Annotated in this window: 13 protein-coding genes; 9 read left to right on the top strand and 4 right to left on the bottom strand. The window is 69.5% G+C overall.

Annotated elements, in window-relative coordinates:
• Positions 1–35 precede the first annotated feature (35 nt).
• Positions 36–2,840, top strand: coding sequence for a CHAT domain-containing protein (locus HCK04_RS24070; protein ID WP_240971770.1), 2,805 nt, complete (start codon positions 36–38; stop codon positions 2,838–2,840).
• Between the two features lie 25 nt (positions 2,841–2,865).
• A complete protein-coding gene (locus tag HCK04_RS24065; RefSeq protein ID WP_142649659.1) occupies positions 2,866–3,717 on the top strand; it encodes a hypothetical protein in 852 nt (283 codons plus the stop codon).
• Between the two features lie 244 nt (positions 3,718–3,961).
• Here the strand turns inward: HCK04_RS24065 and HCK04_RS24060 are convergent, their stop codons facing one another.
• The 3 genes from HCK04_RS24060 to HCK04_RS24050 all read right to left on the bottom strand — a co-directional run bounded on the left by HCK04_RS24060 (position 3,962) and on the right by HCK04_RS24050 (position 8,019).
• Positions 3,962–4,732 (bottom strand): phosphotransferase, encoded by a 771-nt coding sequence (locus tag HCK04_RS24060; protein ID WP_142649658.1) that lies wholly within the window; start codon positions 4,730–4,732, stop codon positions 3,962–3,964.
• 137 nt (positions 4,733–4,869) lie between these two features.
• Complete coding sequence (locus HCK04_RS24055; RefSeq protein ID WP_260617387.1) at positions 4,870–6,690, bottom strand: DUF2075 domain-containing protein; 1,821 nt, start codon at positions 6,688–6,690, stop codon at positions 4,870–4,872.
• 234 nt (positions 6,691–6,924) lie between these two features.
• Positions 6,925–8,019 carry an ADP-ribosylglycohydrolase family protein gene (locus tag HCK04_RS24050; RefSeq protein WP_221889963.1) on the bottom strand — a complete coding sequence of 365 codons (1,095 nt, stop codon included), beginning with the start codon at positions 8,017–8,019 and terminating at the stop codon, positions 6,925–6,927.
• 127 nt (positions 8,020–8,146) lie between these two features.
• On the opposite strand from HCK04_RS24050, the gene HCK04_RS24045 reads away from it, so the two are divergent.
• The 4 genes from HCK04_RS24045 (at position 8,147) to HCK04_RS24030 (ending at position 14,034) form a co-directional block, all read left to right on the top strand.
• The gene (locus HCK04_RS24045; protein WP_142649656.1) at positions 8,147–9,310 is read left to right on the top strand and encodes an ROK family protein; all 1,164 of its coding nucleotides are present in this window, start codon (positions 8,147–8,149) and stop codon (positions 9,308–9,310) included.
• A 55-nt stretch (positions 9,311–9,365) separates the two neighbouring features.
• A complete protein-coding gene (locus HCK04_RS24040) occupies positions 9,366–10,262 on the top strand; it encodes a polysaccharide deacetylase family protein (protein ID WP_142649655.1) in 897 nt (298 codons plus the stop codon).
• Between the two features lie 20 nt (positions 10,263–10,282).
• A complete protein-coding gene (locus HCK04_RS24035; RefSeq protein ID WP_142649654.1) occupies positions 10,283–11,686 on the top strand; it encodes an MFS transporter in 1,404 nt (467 codons plus the stop codon).
• 317 nt (positions 11,687–12,003) lie between these two features.
• Entirely contained in the window at positions 12,004–14,034 is a 2,031-nt protein-coding gene (locus HCK04_RS24030) for a beta-galactosidase (protein WP_240971758.1), read from the top strand.
• On the opposite strand, the gene HCK04_RS24025 is transcribed toward HCK04_RS24030, so the two are convergent.
• Entirely contained in the window at positions 14,009–15,070 is a 1,062-nt protein-coding gene (locus HCK04_RS24025) for a LacI family DNA-binding transcriptional regulator (RefSeq protein ID WP_142649653.1), read from the bottom strand. The two genes, HCK04_RS24030 and HCK04_RS24025, sit on opposite strands and share 26 nt — an antisense overlap.
• 291 nt (positions 15,071–15,361) lie before the next feature.
• Here HCK04_RS24025 and HCK04_RS24020 point away from each other — a divergent pair, with 291 nt between their 5' ends.
• The 3 genes from HCK04_RS24020 (at position 15,362) to HCK04_RS24010 (ending at position 18,970) form a co-directional block, all read left to right on the top strand.
• On the top strand, positions 15,362–16,354 hold the full coding sequence (locus HCK04_RS24020) for an ABC transporter permease subunit (protein ID WP_142649652.1): 993 nt from the start codon (positions 15,362–15,364) through the stop codon (positions 16,352–16,354).
• Positions 16,348–17,223, top strand: a complete 876-nt coding sequence (locus HCK04_RS24015) for a carbohydrate ABC transporter permease (protein ID WP_142649651.1) — start codon at positions 16,348–16,350, stop codon at positions 17,221–17,223. Before HCK04_RS24020 ends, HCK04_RS24015 begins: the two co-directional genes overlap by 7 nt.
• Positions 17,224–17,299: 76 nt before the next feature.
• The gene (locus HCK04_RS24010; RefSeq protein ID WP_142649650.1) at positions 17,300–18,970 is read left to right on the top strand and encodes an extracellular solute-binding protein; all 1,671 of its coding nucleotides are present in this window, start codon (positions 17,300–17,302) and stop codon (positions 18,968–18,970) included.
• Positions 18,971–18,978: the final 8 nt, after the last annotated feature.

The raw sequence follows: 18,978 nt of genomic DNA, 5'->3' as shown, positions 1-18,978 counted from the left end.
GCCGTGCCACGGAGAACTCCGGGAGCCGGGTGAACATGGTCGGCTTCCGGCACCTGTTCCGCATGCAGAAACGCCTGCAGAATCTCGAGGTTCAGCGTGTCGCCGCCCTGGGGCGAAACGACTGGAAGGAGTTTGAGAGTAGTGCCGCAGGACTGGAGGAGTTGATCCGTGATCCGGGGTTCAAGGCGATGCCGGTGCGGCAGCTCATCGGCGGCCTGAACGTGATCGCGGAGTCTCGGCGGATTCTCTTCGTCGTGCACGGCAGAGCGGATGACCTCGACAAGGCCATCACTTTGTGGCGCGAGGCTCTCGACATCTCCATGAAAATGCGGAGGACGGACTATCAGGCGAACTTCCACAACAATCTCGGTCTGGCGCTCGACACTCTTTTCGGAGTCACCGGGGAACGGAGGTTCTTCGAGGAGTCCGTCCGCCATGCCGAGCGTGCTGTGGAGATCACCTCGCCCGGTTCTCCGGATATGCCACGCCATGCATCCACTCTTGCTCTTCGGTACCAGACCCGATATCGGCTCACGGGCGATCTTGCGGATATCGAGGAGTCCGTGAAGCTGCTGGAGAGCGCGCTGCGTCAGGAGAGGAAACGCGAGGGCAGCGCCAAGATACGGCACAACCTGTCGATGTGTCTGATGGACCGCTTCCGGCACAGTGAGGATCCGTTGGATCTGGAGCGGTCGTACGACCTGATCGAGCAGGCGCTGCGGGACACGGAGCGAAATGATCCCGAGTACGTCGACACCTTGAACGTCTTCGCAGGGCGGCTGGAGACGCTCGCATCGGTGACCGGCGACCGTGCCCTGCTGGAGAGGGCGCTCGCCCACTATCGCGAGGTGATCGAGTGGTTCGCCGGCAATCCCGGGAAACGGCTGGGCGTCGAGCGCAACCTGGCTACCTGTCTCATGGCCACGTATCACCTCACCGGCGATGCCGGGCAGCTCCAGGACGCCCTCTCCCTCATGAAAGAGGTCGTGGCGGGGACCGGGGAGGAGCATCCGAAGTACTCGGGGAGGTGCGCCGATCTCGGCCGGATCCATTACGAGCGCCACCTCGTCACCGCAGACGAGGGCGACTGGCTGGAAGCGGTACGCGCGTTCGGGAACTCCTGCCGGACCGGTTTGATCGCCGACCCCGCGATGGCTCTGCAGGCGGGCCGGGGCTGGGGTGACGCCGCTTTGGCGAAGGAGCGCTGGGCCGAGGCCGACGTCGCGTACGACTATGCGGTAAAGGCGGTCGACGCACTGTGGCGCGCGCAAATCAGCCCGTCCTACCGGGAATCCTGGCTGGCCAGGGCCGTCGGTCTGCACGCCCGCTCCGCGTACGCCGCCGCCCGTGCCGGTGACCTCCGGAAAGCCGCCGCGCGGTTGGAGCACGGACGCGCCTTCGCCCTCTCGGAGAAGATGGCCCTGGTCGACGTGGAGCTGGACCGGCTCGAAACGCTGGGACACGGCGAACTCCGACACCGCTTCCTGATCGCTCGCAACCGCCTGTTCGGCGCCGCCGACTCCGACGCCGGACACCTGCGCGAACTGCGTGACGAACTCATGGACGTGGCCGCCCAGATCGCCGACGTGGACGGCTTCCAGGACTTCCTCCAGCCGCCCACCTTCGAGGGCACCATCGCCCCGATCGCCCGCGCCGATCCCGGCAGGGTGCTCGTCTACCTGGGTGCCACTCACGTGGGAGGTCTAGCGGTGATCATCGCCGCCGACGGCGAGCCGTTCGTGATCTGGCTGGACTCCCTCACGGAAGAACAGGTGGAGGGCGTCTACCGCGACTTCTCCCGGGCCAACGGCAGGCGGCTGGTCGACAGGGCAGGCTGGGACGACACGTTGGAAACCGTCGCGAGCCGATTGGGAGCGATGGTCATGGGACCAGTGGTGAAGGCGCTGACGACCATGGCGGGTCACTGGGAACGGGCACCCGAGGTGATGCTCGTGCCGCAGGGCCTCCTGAGTTCGCTGCCGCTTCACGCGGCGCTCGTGGAAGACCGGGAAGGCCCCGCGCAGGGCGTGGGAGGCGGGCACACCGGCCACGTGCTAGACCACGTCAGCGGCTTCAGCTATGCCCCCAACGCCAGGTCCCTACGCCGCGCGGAGTGGTCGGAGCCGCCCTCGGCGACGGCCCTCGCGGCGTACAACACCTGCGACGGACTCACGTTCTCCCTGGCCGAAGCGCATCATGTCGCACAGCGACTGCCGGAGCACTGCACGGTGGCGGCCGACCCCGGCAGGACAGAGGTGCTCACGCGGCTGCGGTCGGATCGCGTCGTCCATCTCGCCGTCCACGGGCGGAGCGATCCGTACCGCCCTGTCGACAGCCACCTTCTCCTTGCCACAGGCCCGCTGTCCCTCAAGGAGATCCTGGAGGCCGATGGCTCCACACGCTGCGAACTCGCGGTCCTGTCGGCCTGCGAGACGGGGGTGCCGGGGGAGAGACTCCCGGACGAGGCGGTCAGCCTCGCGGTAGGCCTGCTCCACATCGGCGTGTCGGGTGTCGTGTCCTCGCAGTGGGCCGTCTCGGACTCGGCGGCGCTGCTTCTCATGGCGAAGCTGTACGAACTGTTCACCGTGGCGGAACTGCCCATGGCGCAAGCACTTCGCCGCGCGCAGATATGGCTACGCGACGCGTCCTGCGACGACCTCGCCACGCTTCTCGACGAAATCGGCGCCCGCCTGCCGACGGCCGAGGCTGCTGCGTTTCGAGAGGCCGCGCGAGAGGTCCGTTGGAACTGGAGCGACAACCGGCCGTACAACGGTCTGCGGCACTGGGCCGCTTTCACCTTCACCGGAATCCACGGAACTCGGGAGCACGCCTGTGAATGAACAACTAACCCGCCCTGAGGCCGTCATGCAGGCCGTCCAGCTCCTGTTCGGTCAGCTGAGCGAGGAACTGGACCAGACCGAGTCGGCCGAATTGCAGAGCGAGTTGATCGCCGCACGCGCTGCGAAGAACCCTGAGGAACGCGCGGCGGCAGCCTGGCGAATACTCGACATCATCGAAGGACATCCCCGATTGCGGGGACTGCTGCGCGCCGAGTTGCTACTTCAGCGTGAGCGCATGGCCGACCCGGGCCCCTCGCATCTCCTGGTCGATGCCGTACTGGAGGCGATCCGGCAGTCGGAGGAGGACCGGCCGGACTCTTCTCAGCGGCGGCACGACTGGCTGGCGCAGGTCCTTGGTGACGCCTTCGTGCTCGACCCGTTGGACGGCGGCAGCGACGAGAGGACCGTCACACTGCGGCCTGGCGGCCTGGGCGGCGGGACAAGCAGGAAACTGGCCAACTTCCGGATCGTGCCCGACAGGCTTGTCAACGTGGTGATGGGCGCGGTCATGACCGCAGTCACCGGCCCCAATCCGCTCACAGTCGCCTTCGCCGTGTGGTCGGTCGTGCATCTGCTGTACGGATCGGTGCGGCGCGAACTCGGAGAGGACCAGGCCACCGTGCTCTGGGGGCTACTCGTCGCCTTGGCCGCGGGCAGCACGACAGATGCCGCGACGGTGATCAAAGTGGTGAACAAGGAAAGACGGCGTTCTGGACTGGAACCGTTGCCGCCGATCCGGGTCCGCGGTCTGCTGCATGAGCTGGCGGACAACCGGGTCATCCGACAGAACGGGGAACGCATCGAGCTCAAGGAGCACATCGTGGTGCGCTGTGATCGAGCCCCCGGCTGGACGACAGCCGACCGGATTCTCGAATGACCCCGTGAAGGTGCGGTGCAGGGCGCTAACGCGACGTGCGCACCCCGGGAGGACATGACGCGTCGTCCAGAGACCGCTAGGCGAGGCGGCACCACCTCGTTGTCTTGGCAGCATGTTCGACGGCCTGGACGAGCGGGGGACCTGTACGTCGGAGACGAGCCGTCTCCAGGTGGAACGCCGTGTCGACGGCTTGGCCCCGTCCCCATCGGCGATTACCCATGCAGTGGAATCGCAGGCGCCTGCCTCACTCGGCGTCGAAGCCGGCGAGTTCCTCGACCGCCGTGTCCAATGACCTGTCGACCCCCTGGTCGACCAACTTCCGGTACGCCGGGTCGCCGGCCGCCGCGAGACGCCGGATGCCGTCCGCGGAGGCGCCGACGCGCCGGCGGACGGTTTCGACGAACCGGCCGGCCGGGCCGTCCCAGCCGTACGCGCTGAGGAACAGCCGCAGCCGCCGGGGCCGGTCGGCGAACGCGGTGAACCCATCCGCGGCCACGACGTGGCGGGCGTGGAGCGGCACCCAGGAGAAGGCGGTGAAGGCGAGGTCCCACTCCCGGGTGACCGGACCGGCGAAGTCCCAGTCGAAGAAGCCGGTGAGGCGCCCGCCGGCCCACGCGGCGTTGTACGGCGCCGCGTCGTTGTGGCCGACGACCAGGCCGGGCCGCCAGGTCCCTCCCTCGCGCCAGACCGCGTCCGGCGGGGGGACGAAGTCCGCCACCGCGGCGTGGAAGTCACGCAGCCAGCCGGCCACCTGACGGAGCGCGTCGTCACCGTGCACCCACGCGGGCCACGGCCGCGCGGTCCCGACCACCTCTCCCGGCAGGTACGAGAGGACCTCCCGGCCCTGCTCGTCGAACCCCAGGGCACGCGGGGCCCTGTCGAAGCCGGCCTCCTCCAGATGCCGGAGCAGCGCGTGTACGGCAGGCGTCCACGGACCGGGGACACGGCGTACCGTGTCACCGACCCGGACCGCGCCATTCGTGTTCCCGCCGGGAAGACGCCGCTCCTCGCTCATGCGTCCGACGCCTGCCGGGGCAGGGCAGGTACGTCAGGCTTGGCGACGTCGATGCGGGTGCAGAGGGTCATGAGCTCGTTCTCGGCAGGCGGCTTCCGGACCGTCGAACCGCGCAGGGGGATGCGCGCCGCGACACCCTATCGGTCGAGCAGGGTGGTGAGGAAGTCCTGCGTCCGGGCGTCGACGGAGCAGACGACCGTGCCGATCATGCCGCGGGTGAGCAGCACCTTGTAGGTGTTGCGGATCAGCCGGTCGGCCTGCTCGTCCGTCACGGTCTTCTTCTTCAGCGCCGGGTCCTCGCTGGCCGTGCGTACGGTGACCAGGCGGCCGTCCCGGTAGACGAGGTCGGGGCCGAAGATGACGCCGTTCCAGTCGTACTCGAAGCCCTGGGCGGTGTAGACGCAGCCGACCTGCTCGAAGCCACCCGGCAGGGTGGCCCACAGCGCGCTCGGAGGAGCGTCGCCGACGGCGCGGTCGCCCTTGACGTTCCACGGCTTGGACCAGCCGTCGACCCGCACGTCGGGCACCAGGCGGTCGCCGTCGGGGTCGCTCCACCGCCAGCAGTAACCCGCCGTCATCCGGGCCGAGTAACCGTCGTTCAGCTTTCCCCGCAGCAGCCCCTCCAGATCGTACGGCGAGTCGGCGAGGGTGACCTCGAAGTTCGGGTCGCCGGTCCACGGCTCGGGATCCTCGCCGTTGAGGCCGAGCAGCCGCAGCACCCACTCCTCGTACGCGCGGCTGCCGCCGCAGCGGAACTGGGCGTCGAGATCCACCTGCTGCACGGACAGGCCGCGGGCCTGCGCGTGCGCCCTGATGTCGGCGACGGTCCCGGTCTCGCCCGGCCGCACCACCTGGTGTTCGTCGAGGAGGAAGACGGGGACGCGGGCGGCGCTTATCAGCTCGTCGAGCTGGGACCGGCCGGTCCGCTGGTCGGCCCTGGTGAAGCGGTTGGCCGACGTCTCGCGGATCCGGTGCGCCTCGTCGCAGATCAGCACGTCGAGGTCGTTGGGCGTGGCGGTCATGAAGTTGTTGAAGTATTTGAACATCGCCTTCGTGCGCGTGGATCCCCGGGCGACGTGGCGGCGCATGGTCTCGGTGAAGGACCGCGATCCGGTGGCGTGGTGTGCGGCATAGCCGCGTTCGGCGAGCTCGCCGAGCAGGGACAGGGCGATGACGCTCTTGCCCGACCCGGGCCCGCCGGTGACGATGACGACTTCCTTGGAGTCGGACGCCCTGGCCTTCTCCACCGCGTGCAGCACGATCTCGTACGCCAGGCGCTGCTGGTCGAGCAGGACGAACTGGTCCCGGTGCTTGATCTCGGCCGCGGCCACCTTCAGCAGTTGCTTGGACGGCCGGATCGCCGACGCCAGCAGCCGGTCTGCGGCGCGCGCACCGGGCGCGGGTGCGAACTGCGCCCGCAGGTAGTCGAGGAACCGGCCACGACGGCTCTGGCTGAACAGGCGGGTCCGCTCGTCCTCCACGCGGTCGTAGAGGTCGTGGATGTCCAGGTCGTTCGCGTTGTGCAGATAGGCGACGCCGCGCACGGCGTGACGGCGGTGCTCCAGGGCGCCGACGAAGTCGGCGAGGTAGTCGCAGTAGCCGTGCACCTGCACGACCGGGTGAAGCTTGGGGCGGTCGCCCATGCCGGGGACGAGTACGAGGTCGGCGTCGTCCTCGTACAGCTCGGCGCGGCTCCACTGCTTGAGCTCCACGACGACGTACGCGTCGTCGCCGGTGTGCCGGTCGACGCCGGCGAGGATCACGTCGGCCCGCTTGCTGGTGAGCGGTAACTGGTACTCCAGCAGCATCTCGACGCCGCCGAGCCCGGCGTCGACGAGGTCGCGGGCGAGGACGGGCAGGCTGCGGTCCCACGACCTCCGCTCGCCCCGGCCGGGATTGAGGCCCTGGGTGATGCGAAGCTGTTCGGCGATCACCTCGCTGAGCAGCCTTTCCGGCACCGACGCGAGCTGAAGCAGACCTTCCGCGGAATGCCGGACGACGGCCACGGACTTACCCCCAGGCAGCACGAAAGACTCGTGCGGTATGGGGGCATGTCCGTTCCCGGGTGAGAGAACGGAAGCCCGTCGGGCCGCATCACCAGTACGCGCGGAAGATTACACCGTTCCATGCGACAAGATCAGGTGATGCGTGCGTCTGATGCCGTTCGGGGCGGATCGGGTGGCAAGCAGGGCTCAGCAGCCGGGGTATTCGGCGTGGTCGAGGCGGCCGCCGGTGAACTGGGTGGTGAAGTCGTCGGCGAGCTCGACGATGGTGTCCCTGCCCTCCAGCCGCGACACCCAGCGCTCGGGAAGGGCGGTGTCGCCGTACACGGTGCCGAGGATGTTGCCGCAGAGGGAGCCGGTGGAGTCGCTGTCGCCGGAGTGGTTGACCGCCAGCAGCAGGGCCCGCTCGATGTCGTCGCCGCTCACCAGCGCGCAGTAGACCGCGATGGCGAGGGCCTCCTCGGCCACCCACCCGCCGCCGAGCGTCTCCACCGCCTCGGGCGCCGGCTCCGCCGCATCGGCCAGGGCGACCGCCGCCTCGATCGCGGCGGTGGTCTCCTCGTGCGCGGGCTGCTCGGCGAGCAGGCCGAGCGTGTCCCGTACGGCCGCAGGCAGCGGCGCGCCCTGGGCCAGGAGGCGGATCAGCGCGGCGAAGGCGCCGGCCGCGAGATAACCGGTGGGGTGCCCGTGCGTGATCTGGGCGCAGCCGGCCGCGAGCGTGAAGGCGGCCCGGGGATCGCGTACGGCCAGCCCGAAGGGGGCGGAGCGCATGACGGTGCCGCAGCCCTTCGAGCCGGGGTTGACCGGACCGGGCATGCCGGGGGCGGCGAGTGAACCGAGGCCGGCGCGCAGCCCGGACACGCAGGCGTTGCCGGGGGCGCGGCGGGAGTAGAGCCAGGTCTGCTCGCGGAGCCGGCCGGTGCGGACGAGGCCGTCGGCGGGCGGCGGCTGGCGGTGCTCCTGGGTGTCGAGCCAGCGCAGGTAGGCGTGGCGCACCACGTGCACCTCACCGCCGCCGATGCCCTTCTCCCTGACGCGTACGTCGGCGCGGATCAGCCCTTCGACCGTGAACAGCGTCATCTGCGTGTCGTCGGTGACCAGGCCGGTCCTGCCGCTCCAGTCGGGCGCGAGGTCGGTCAGCCCCGCCTCGCCGTGGTCGCGGCGGATGGCGGCGATCGAGTCGAACTCCACGGGCGCGCCGAGGGCGTCGCCGACGGCCCCGCCGAGCAGGCAGCCGCGCACCCGTGCCCCGAACGGGACGTCACCCGTTTCGGCATTGCTCACGATGATCCCCTTTCCTGCTTCCAATGAACCGTAGCGGTCTTGTGGCGGGGCCCGCCGATCGGATAGAAACGGCTCACCTCGAGTAGGAAAGTTTCCGACCTACTCGGGCCGGGACGCGAGGTGAAGCGTGAGCGGCGACTATCTGGCCGGGCCGCAGGGCCTGCTCTGGTCGATCAACGCCCGCGCGGTGCTCGACGTCATCGACCGTGAGGGGCCGCTGGGCCGGCCGGAGATCACCAGGGCCACCGGCCTGTCCAAGACCACCGTCGCCCAGGCTCTGCGTGAGCTCATGGCCCGCGGGGCCGTGGAGGAGGCGGGCGCCGACACCACGCGTCGCGGGCCCGCCGCGACCCTCTATCGGATCGCGCCCCGCTGCGCGCTCGCGCTCGGCGTCGACATCGGTCACCTGCGCATCCGCGCCGTCCTCGTGGACGCGATGGGGGAGACGCTCGCCCAGGCGGAGACCCGGGCGCCACGCCGCAGGGTGGCCGACACGGCGGCGGCGGTGGCCGCGCTCGCCGCCGAGTGCGCCGGACATGCCGGGACCGAGCCGGGCGCCATCGGCCAGGCCGTCGTCGGCGTCCCCGCGATCGTGGCGGGCGACGGCCACACCGTCAGGCGGGCGTACGGGCTGCCGCAGGGGGGCCGCGGCCTGGCCGAGGCGATCGAGAGCCACCTGCCCGTGCCCCTGCTGCTGGAGAACGACGTCAACCTCGCCGCCGTCGCCGAGCAGCGGTTCGGCGCGTGCGCCGACGTCGCCGACTTCGTCCTGCTCGGCGTCGGTGTCGGCATCGGCGCGGGGATCGTGCTGGGCGGCCGGCTGCACCGGGGCTTCGCCGGGGGAGCGGGCGAGGTCGCGTTCCTGCCCCACCCCGCGACCGAGCCCGGCACCGAGGTGCTCGGCGCGCGCCGCATCGCCGAACAGGCCAGGCAGGCCGGCATCGAGGGCAGCCCGTCCCCGCGCGAGATCTTCGAGAGCGCCAGGGGCGGCGACGAGAGGGCGCTCGCCGTGGTCGATGCGACCGCCCGCAGGATCGCCCACGTCGCGGCGTCCGTCGCCCTCGTGATCGAGCCGGAGCTGTTCGTGCTCGGCGGCGCGTTCGGCGCCAGCGCCGACCTGCTGCTCGGCCGCATCCGCCGCCATCTGGCGAGGGACGCCGCGCCGCTCCCGATCAGGATCATCGCGAGCGGCGTCCAAGGGGACGCGGTGCTGCGCGGCGCGTCCTGGCTCGCCCGCCATCGCGCGCGCGAACGCGCCTTCGCCGCCGTCGTGGGCGGCCGCACGACATGACCACCGGAGGGCCGTACGGCACGGACCCCGCCGGGTCAGGGAAAGGGAACATCACGTGAACCTCGCGAGACGGCTCGGCGCCGGGCCGGACGACCGGCTGCTGATCGTGAACGCCGACGACTACGGCATGTGCCGGGCGGCCAACACCGGAATCACCTCACTGCTCGCGGCGGGCGCGATCAGCTCGGCGACCGTCATGACGCCGTGCCCGTGGGCCCCCGACGCGGTCCGTACGGCCGTCGCGGGCGGCTACGACGTGGGCGTCCATCTGACGTTCACCAGCGAGTGGGAGGGATACCGCTGGGGGCCGGTGACCCGCGACCGCGCGGTGTCCTCGCTCGTGGACGAGGCCGGTTATTTCCCCGCCGACTCGCGCACGGTGGAGGAGCGGGCCGACCCCGAGGAGGTCGGCGCGGAGATCGACGCGCAGATCCGCAGGGCCGTCGCCCTCGGTCTCGACCCGTCGCACGCCGACAACCACATGGGCAGCCTGTACGGCCTGGAGACCGGCCGTGACTTCCTCGACGTCGTCTTCAAGGCGTGCGCGGAGCACGGCCTGCCGTTCCGGCTGCCCAGGACGCTCGACGGCATGGGCCTGCCGGCGGAGCTGGAGCCGTTCGCGCAGGCGAGGGCGGAGGCCGCGGACGCGGCGGGCGTGGTGATCCTCGACCGGCTGTGGACGCTGCCCTTCGAGCTGGCCGAAGGGGAGACGTACGAGAGCGTCAGAAGCGACATGATCGGGCTGATCCGGGCGCTGCGGCCCGGCGTGACCGAGATCTACATCCATCCGTTCGTTGATGACGGCGAGCTCCGGCAGATCATGCCGCAGCACGCCAAACGCGGCATGGAGCTGCGGCTGTTCACCGATCCGGAGGTCCGCCGCGCCATCGCGGAAGAGGGCGTCCGCCTCATCGGCTGGTCGGACCTGCGCACGGCCCAGAGGGCCCGATGAAGCGCCGCCCGGAGGGCCGGATGAAGCGCCGTCAGGAGGGCCCCGGCTCCGCGGGCCCGGTGGAGCCCGGCCCGGCAAGCGCGGTGACGCACGGTCCGGGGGAGCCCGGCTCGGTGAGCCCGGTGCGGCGCGGGCAGATGCTGGCCTATGGTTCGGGAAACCTGTCCGTCAACCTGCTCAGCCAGGCGTTCGCGACCTTCGCCACCTTCTACTACGTCGACCACCTGGGCGTCGACCCGTCGCTCATCGGCGTCGCCATGGTGATCCACGGCATCGTCAACGCGGTGCTCAACCCGCTCGTGGGGCACCTGTCCGACCGGACCCGCACGCGCTGGGGCAGGCGGGTGCCGTACATCGCGATCGGCATGGTGCCGCTGGCCGCGGCCTTCACCATGATCTGGATCCCGCTCGTGGACGGCGGGACCGCGCGGTTCTGGTACTTCCTGGTCGTCGTCCTCGTCTACGACGTGCTGTTCGTCGTCGTGGTGCTGAACTACGTGTCGCTGTTCCCCGAGATGTTCACGACCATCGCCGAGCGTGCCGCCGCCGCGTCGTGGCGGCAGATGTTCGCCATCGTCGGCATGATCGTCGGCGTCGCCGCCGCGCCCCTGCTGTACGGCGCGATCGGGTGGGCGGCCATGGGCGTGTCCTTCGGCGTCGTGGCGCTGGCCTTCTTCGCGGTGTCGCTGCGCGGATCGGCCGAGCGGGTGCACGCGGAGCGCGAGCGCTTCGGGTTCCTCGCCGCGCTCCGCTACACGCTCGCCAACCGCGCGTTCGTCACGTACGTCACGGGCAGCTTCCTGCTGCAGCTCACCTTCGCCCTGCTGCAGGCGGGGATCCCGTTCTTCACCAAGTACGCCCTCGGCGAGGCCGACTCCGCCAACAGCGTCATCCTGGGCGCGGTGTTCGTCGTCGCGATCCCGATGGTCTACGTGTGGAGCCGCGTCACCACGCGGATCGGGCCGCGCCGCGCCGTCCTCGTCGCGATCGTCGTGTACGGCGCGGCACAGGTGCCGTTCCTGCTCGTCGGGAACCTCGCCCTGACGGCGGTGACCGGGGCCGCGATCGGCGTCGGGATCGCGGGCATGCTGGTGCTCCTTGAGATCCTGCTCGCCGAGGTGATCGACGACGACGAGCGCAGGACGGGCACCCGTCGCGAGGGGATGTACTTCGGCATGAACGGGTTCATCGTCCGCTGGGCGGTGTCCCTCCAGGCCGTGGTCATCACCGTCGTGCTGGCACGGTCGAACTACCACAACGGGGCCGCGGTGCAGCCGCCCTCCGTCGAGACCGGCGTCCGGCTGATGATGGGCGCGGTGCCCCTGGTGGTGCTGGCGCTGGCCTTCGGCTGCTTCCTCCTCTATCCGCTGCGCTCGGGTGTCCGCCCGCGCGACGAGAGCGCCCCCGCCCCGGTGGCGCACTGACCGGCACCGGCGGCGCCGTCAGCGTCCGCAACGCCCCCTGCGACGGCAACGCCCCCTGCGACGGCAACGCCCCCTGCGACGGCAACGCCCCCTGCGACGGCAACGCCCCCTGCGACGGCAACGCCCCCTGCAACGGCACCGTCGCGGCCGGCGGCACGACGACGTCCGGGTGCGTCGCCAACGGGGACGGCGCGGCCACACCCGGCGGCGTAAGCTGATCCAACCCCTGATCCAGCCTCCTGATCCCGCCGGCGAGACCCGCGCACTCCGCCACACCCTCCGCCACACCCTCCCGCCACACCCCCGGGAGCTCCTCGATGACAGACCCTCGCATGCGCGCCTTCCGTGACCGTGTCGGCGGACTGGCGTACGGCGGGGACTACAACCCCGAGCAGTGGGACCCGAGTGTGTGGCGGGAGGACGTCCGGCTCATGCGCGAGGCGGGGGTCAACATCGTCTCGCTCGGCGTCTTCGCGTGGGCCTCGCTCGAACCCGAGCCGGGCAAGTACGAATTCGGCTGGCTCGACGAGGTCATGGACCTGCTGCACGACAACGGCATCGCGGTCAACCTGGCCACCCCCACCGCCGCGCCGCCGGCCTGGCTGTCGCAGCGGCATCCCGAGGTGCTCCCGGTCATGGCCGACGGCGAGCGGTTCGGCTTCGGCAACCGTCTGCACTACGACCCCTCGTCGCCGGTCTACCGGGAGTACGCGGCGAACATCACCACTCGTCTGGCCGAGCGCTACTCCTTCCACCCGGCCTTGGCGATGTGGCACATCAGCAACGAGTACGGCCCCACGGCGTACAACGAGGCCGCCTCGGCCGGGTTCCGCCGCTGGCTCCAGCGCAGGTACGGCGACCTGGCGACCCTCAACGAGGCGTGGACCACCCGCTTCTGGGGGCAGGTCTACACCGACTGGGAGCAGGTCGATGCGCCGGGCGTCCCGCGCACCTGGATGAACCCCAGCCGCATCCTGGACTTCAAGCGCTTCACCTCCGACGCCCTGCTCGAATGCTTCGTCGCCGAGCGCGACATCGTCCGCTCCTTCCGCGACGACATCCCGGTCGTCACCAACTTCATGCGCTTCTACCGGCACGCCGACTACTGGCGCTGGGCCCCGGAGGAGGACGCGGCGGCCCTGGACATCTACCCCGACCCCGCCGACCCGGATGCGCACGTGTCGGCGGCCTTCCAGTTCGACCTGTTCCGGTCGCTCAAGGGCGGGCGGCCGTGGCTGCTGATGGAGCAGGCGGCGAGCGCGGTCAGCCAGTGGAGGCTCAACGTGGTCAAGGAGCCCGGCCGGATGCGGCTCGGCTCGCTCCAGGCGGTCTCGCGCGGGGCCGACTCGGTCATGTTCTTCCAGTGGCGCGCCAGTCGCGGCGGGCACGAGCGCTTCCACTCCGCGATGCTGCCGCACTCCGGGCCGGACTCGCGCACGTTCCGCGAGGTCACCGCGCTCGGCCGGGAGGTCGGGCGGCTCGCGCCCGTGGCGGGGACGACCACGCGGGCCGAGGTCGCCGTGCTGTTCGACTGGAACGGCTGGTGGGGGCTGGAGGAGGTGTGGGGCCTGCCCCGCAACGACTTCAGCTACGTGGACACCGTCATGCGGCACTACCGGCCGCTGTGGGAGCACCACTACGCGGTCGACGTCGTGTCCACCCGGAGCGACCTGTCGTCATACAAGGTGCTGGTCGTGCCCAACGCGTACCTGATGGACGACGAGGGCGTCGCGGCCGTCACCGAGTTCGCCCGGAGCGGCGGCACCGTCGTCATGTCGTTCTTCTCGGGCGTGGTGGACGCGTGCAACCGCGTCCGCCCGGACGGCTACCCGGGCGCGTTCCGCCGCCTCATCGGCGCGAAGATCGACGAATACTGGCCCGCGTGCCCCGGCGAACGGTTCACCGTCGACTTCGCCGACGGACGTACGGCGACGGCCGACTGGTGGCGCGAGGACATCCACCTGGAGGGCGGCACGGCGCTGGCGACGTACGCCGACGGGCTGCTCAGGGGACGCGCCGCGGTCGTCGCCAACGACTTCGGCGCCGGCCGGGTCGTCTACTTCGCCACCCTCCTGGAGCAGGACGCCTTCGACCGGGTGCTGCTCGGCGAGCTGAGGGCGGCGGGCGTGGAGAACCGCTTCGACGGCCTGCCCGCCCACCTGGAGTGCGCGGTCCGCGAGGACGACCGGCACGAATACCTCTTCCTGCTCAACCATGACGCGCAGGCGTCCGTCGCCGTCCCGGTGGACGGCGACGGCACCGACCTGCTCACCGGCCTCCCGGCGTCGGGGGAGGTCACCGTGCCTCCCCTCGGAGCGGTGGTCATGCGCCGGGCGCGGCGGCCCTGACCCCGGCCCGGCTCCCCGGCGGCGCGGTGCTCTCGCGGACCACGAGCTCGTTCGCGAGGTCGATCCGGCTCGTGGCCGGCTCCACGCCGCGGGCCAGGTCGAGCAGCATCTGGGTGGCGACCGTCGCCATGTCGCGCAGCGGCTGGCCCACGGTGGTCAGGGCGGGCTCGACCCAGCCGGCGACGGGCACGTTGTCGTAGCCGACCACCGACAGGTCCCCGGGGACGTCGAGGCCGAGCCGCCGGGCCGCGCGCAGGACGCCGAGCGCCTGCAGGTCCGACCCGGCGAAGATCGCGGTCGGCCGGTCGGGGCGCGACAGCAGGTCCATCGCGTGCTCATATCCGGCGTCGACGTAGAAGTTGCCATACCTGACGAGGTCGGGGTCGATGGTGAGCCCCGCCTCGTCGTGGGCGACCCGGAAGCCGGCGACCCGGGCCCTGCTGCACATCACGTCCTTCGGGCCGGAGATGACCGCGATGCGGCGGTGGCCCAGCTCCAGCAGATGACGGGTGGCGAGCAGGCCGCCGTCCCAGTTGTTCGAGCCGACCACGGGCACGGACTCGGCGATCTCACCGTCGGTGTCGACGACGACGAACGGGACCTGCGCCCGCCGCAGCTTCCGCTGCTGCGACTGGGACGGCCGGGACATGACGAACAGCACGCCGAGAGGCCGATGGTCGAGCACGCCGTCCAGCCACTCATCCGGTGGCAGGTGCGCCCCGTTGAGCTGGGACAGGACGACCTCGATCCGCGTGGCGGCGGCGACGGCGTCGACGCCTTGGATGATCTCCATCGACCACATGGAGTTCAACTCGTGGAAGACGAGGTCGATCTGCCCCTTGAGCGTGCGCCGCTTCGAACGGCGGCGGTACTGGTGCCGCGCGAGGCCGGCCTCGACGCGTTCCCGGGTGTCGGGCGCGACGTCGGGCCGGCCGTTGAGGACCTTGGAGACCGTGGTCACCGAGACGCCGAGCTCTTCGGCGATGGACGCGATCGTGGCAGGGCGTGGATCGCGGGCGGGGGAGGCGCTGGTCATCTGTCCGCTCGTCGTTTATCCGAAAGTTTCGCGAAACTCTACCACCGGAAGGCGCTGGGATACACCGAGATCCAGGCGGCATTGGGGGTGGTATGGGCAGAATCCCGAGGATTGACTGCCCTCTTGACGCACCCATGCCCGGGTCCTATATTTCCGCAATATTAATGGCAACTTTCGAAACTTTCGGTTCGCGCTGCCATGCCGCTTTTCGGGGCGGGGTGCGCGAAGCCGCCCCAATCGGCGGCCGCACGCGCCGCCGTGGATCCGTTCCGATGGCATCGGAGGCACGGGATGAGTACCACCAGGGCGATCGACGCGTCGCCGGACACCGGGGATCGCCGGCGGGCGAGGCCCGATCCCGCCCGTGCGCGGCGCCCGCCGCGCCGCACCTGGCGCCAGGCGTTACGCCGTGATTGGCAGCTCTACTCGCTGGCGATCCTTCCGCTGCTGTTCTTCGTGATCTTCCGGTATCTGCCGATGATCGGGAACGTCATCGCCTTCCGGAAGTTCCAGCCCGGCGGCAGCGTGCTCGGCGAGGAATGGGTCGGCCTTCGCTACGTGAAGATGTTCCTGAACGACCCGTCGTTCTGGCAGGTGTTCACCAACACCGTGGTCATCGGCGCGCTGACCCTGCTGTTCTGCTTCCCCACGCCGATCGTGCTCGCCCTGCTGATCAACGAGCTGCGCGGCCGCAAGATCAAGCGCTTCGTCCAGTCGGTGTCCTACCTGCCGCACTTCCTGTCGATGGTGATCGTGGCCGGGCTGGTCATGGAGATGCTGTCGGTGGACGGCCCGGTCAACCAGCTCCTGCGCGCGGCCGGCAGCGAGCCCATCGCTTTCCTGCAGGAGGCGGGGTGGTTCCGGACGATCTACGTCTCCTCCGAGATGTGGCAGACGGTCGGCTGGGGGACGATCATCTACCTCGCCGCGCTCACGACCATCGACGAGCAGTTGTACGAGGCCGCCAGGATCGACGGCGCGAGCCGCTGGCGGCAGGTCTGGCACGTGACCCTCCCCGGCATCCGGCCGACCGCGATGACCCTGCTGATCCTCAACATCGGCACGTTCATGGCCGTGGGCTTCGAGAAGATCCTGCTGCTCTACAACCCGCTGACGTATCCCACCGCCGATGTGATCTCCACGTACCTCTACCGGATGGGCATCGTCTCCAACAGCTTCAGCTACGCCGCGGCGATCGGCCTGTTCGAGGCCGTGATCGGGCTGGCCCTGGTCATGTCGGCGAACCTGATCTCCCGGCGCACGGTGGGGACGAGCCTGTGGTAACCGTCGACAGGACCCGGGGCTACCGGGTGTTCCGGGTCGTGAACACGATCATCCTGACCGTGGTCGTGCTCGTCACCCTGTATCCGTTCGTCAACATCGTCGCCCGGTCGTTCAGCGACGAGTTCGCCATCCGGGCCGGCAAGGTCAACCTCGTTCCCGTCGGGTTCACCTTCCGTACGTACGAGTTCGTGGCCTCCGACCCCACGTTCTGGACCAACTACCGCAACACGGTGGTCTACACGGTCGTCGCCACGGCCATCGCGATGGTGATGACCACGTGCTACGCGTACGTGCTGTCGAAGAAGCACCTGAAGGGCCGCACGGTCCTCATCGGGATCGCGGTCTTCACGATGTTCTTCACCGGCGGGCTCATCCCCAACTACATCCTCATCTCCAGCCTCGGGCTGAAGGACAGCATCTGGGCCATCGTCCTGCCGAACGCGATCAGCGTCTTCAACCTCCTGGTGATGAAGGCGTTCTTCGAGGGCCTGCCGGTCGAGCTGGAGGAGGCCGCCGCGATCGACGGCATGAGCACCTACGGCATCCTGTTCCGGATCGTGCTGCCGCTGTCGAAGGCGGTCCTCGCGACGATGGTGCTGTTCTACGCCGTGTCGTTCTGGAACTCGTGGTTCGCGGCCTTCCTCTACATGAGCCAGAACGACCTGTTCCCGGTGACCGTCTACCTGCGCAACCTCATCGCCGGCGCCACCACGGGCACGTCCGTCGGCGCCGACGCCACCGACATGACCGTGGCCACCAACATCAAGTCCGTGACGATGGTGCTCACGGTCATCCCGATCCTGGTGGTCTACCCGTTCGTCCAGCGCTACTTCGTCAAGGGCGTCATGCTCGGCGCGGTGAAGGGATAACACGCCGGACCTCTCATTCCGCATTCACTCAGCCCGTTTCCCCAGCTCATTTCACCAGGGAGAGGACCCCCCTTTCATGTACGAGATCAACCGGCGTCAGGCGATGGTCGCCGTGGGAGCCTTCCTCGCTCTCGCCGCCTGCAGCACCGACGGCGACGGCGGCGACTCCGGCGGCGCCAAGCAGAGCGGTGACGACTTCGCGGCGAACCGGGACGGCGCGATGGCCGACTACGGCGTCGGCAAGACGTTCAAGGCCGCTGCCCCGCTCACGTTCAGCATCCTCTACAACAATCACCCGTTCTATCCGATCAAGAACGACTGGCTGTTCTGGTCGGAGCTGACCAAGCGCACCAACGTGACGCTGGAGCCGAACGTGGTGCCGCTGAGCGACTACGAGAACAAGCGCAGCCTGATGATCGGCGCGGGCGACGCTCCCCTGATCATCCCGAAGACCTACCCGGGCCAGGAGACCCCCTTCGTCGCCTCGGGCAGCGTCCTGCCGGTCAGCGACTATCTCGACCTGATGCCGAACTTCAAGGAGAAGGTCGCCAAGTGGAACCTGCAGGCCGACCTTGACACGCTCCGGCAGGCGGACGGCCGTTTCTACCTGCTCCCCGGTCTCCACGAGGACTACTGGACGGACTACACGCTCGTGGTGCGCAGCGACATCCTCGACAAGCTCGGGCTGGAGATCCCGCAGACCTGGGACGACGTGCACAACATGCTGAAGGCGATGAAGGCGGAGTATCCCGACTCCTATCCCTACTCGGACCGTTGGGGCATCCCCACGCCGGGCGGCGCCATGCTGAACCAGGTCTTCGGTCTGGGCAGCGGCGCACGCGGCGGCTGGGGCTTCACGACCGGCATCACGTGGGACCCCAACGCGCAGAAGTTCGCCTTCACCGGCGCCATGGAGCAGTACAAGCAGATGCTGCAGTTCCTCCACACGCTGGTGGAGGAGAAGCTGCTCGACCCGGAGAGCTTCACGCAGCAGGACGACCAGGCGATCCAGAAGCTGGCGTCCGGCAAGTCCTTCGTGATCAGCGGCAACGCCCAGACGCTGGTGAACGAGTATCGCCCGCCCCTGAAGAAGGCCAACCCGAAGGCGAAGCTCATCAAGATCCCGGTGCCCATCGGGCCGCAGGGGCCGGTCAAGGCCGACGCCAACGACAGCCGGCTGGAGAACGGCATCATGATCTCCAAGAAGGCCCGCGACAGCAAGAACTTCGTCGCGATGATGCAGTTCATCGACTGGCTCTGGTACTCCGACGAGGGCCAGGTGTTCGCCAAGTGGGGCATCGAGGGGACCACCTACACCAAGGACGCCTCCGGCAAGTACCAGCTGGCGAAGGACGTCGACTTCGTCGGCCTCAACCCCGGCGCGCCCAAGCACCTGCAGAAGGACTTCGGCTTCTCCAACGGCGTGTTCGCCTACGGCGGCAGCACCGAACTGCTCCAGTCGACCTTCTCCGAGGAGGAGATCGAATGGCAGAAGACGATGAACGCCAGGCAGGCGCTGCCGCCGAAGCCGCCGAGCCCGCTCAACGACGAGGAGCGCGAGCAGGCCGCGCTGTGGCAGACCCCGCTGAAGGACCACGCCACCCAGAACACGCTCGAGTTCATCCTCGGCAAGCGGAGCTTCGACGAGTGGGACGCCTACGTCAAGGAACTCGAGGCGAAGAACATGACGTCCTACGTCAACCTCGTCAACAGCGCGTACGAGCGCTACAAGAAGGAGCACGGCTGACCGGCCCG

This window comes from Microbispora sp. CL1-1, assembly GCF_012034195.1.
In the GTDB taxonomy this organism is placed as follows: domain Bacteria; phylum Actinomycetota; class Actinomycetes; order Streptosporangiales; family Streptosporangiaceae; genus Microbispora.
Note: the sequence above shows the minus strand (reverse complement) of the source record. Positions and strands in the feature narration are given on the sequence as shown.

Bases quoted from the DNA above. Each gene is read 5' to 3' on its own strand.
- HCK04_RS24070 (WP_240971770.1), top strand. From the start codon at position 36: ATGGTCGGCTTCCGGCACCTGTTCCGCATGCAGAAACGCCTGCAGAAT.
- HCK04_RS24030 (WP_240971758.1), top strand. From the start codon at position 12,004: ATGACAGACCCTCGCATGCGCGCCTTCCGTGACCGTGTCGGCGGACTG.
- HCK04_RS24020 (WP_142649652.1), top strand. From the start codon at position 15,362: ATGAGTACCACCAGGGCGATCGACGCGTCGCCGGACACCGGGGATCGC.
- HCK04_RS24060 (WP_142649658.1), bottom strand. From the start codon at position 4,732: ATGAGCGAGGAGCGGCGTCTTCCCGGCGGGAACACGAATGGCGCGGTC.
- HCK04_RS24035 (WP_142649654.1), top strand. From the start codon at position 10,283: ATGAAGCGCCGTCAGGAGGGCCCCGGCTCCGCGGGCCCGGTGGAGCCC.
- HCK04_RS24025 (WP_142649653.1), bottom strand. From the start codon at position 15,070: ATGACCAGCGCCTCCCCCGCCCGCGATCCACGCCCTGCCACGATCGCG.
- HCK04_RS24065 (WP_142649659.1), top strand. From the start codon at position 2,866: ATGCAGGCCGTCCAGCTCCTGTTCGGTCAGCTGAGCGAGGAACTGGAC.
- HCK04_RS24010 (WP_142649650.1), top strand. From the start codon at position 17,300: ATGTACGAGATCAACCGGCGTCAGGCGATGGTCGCCGTGGGAGCCTTC.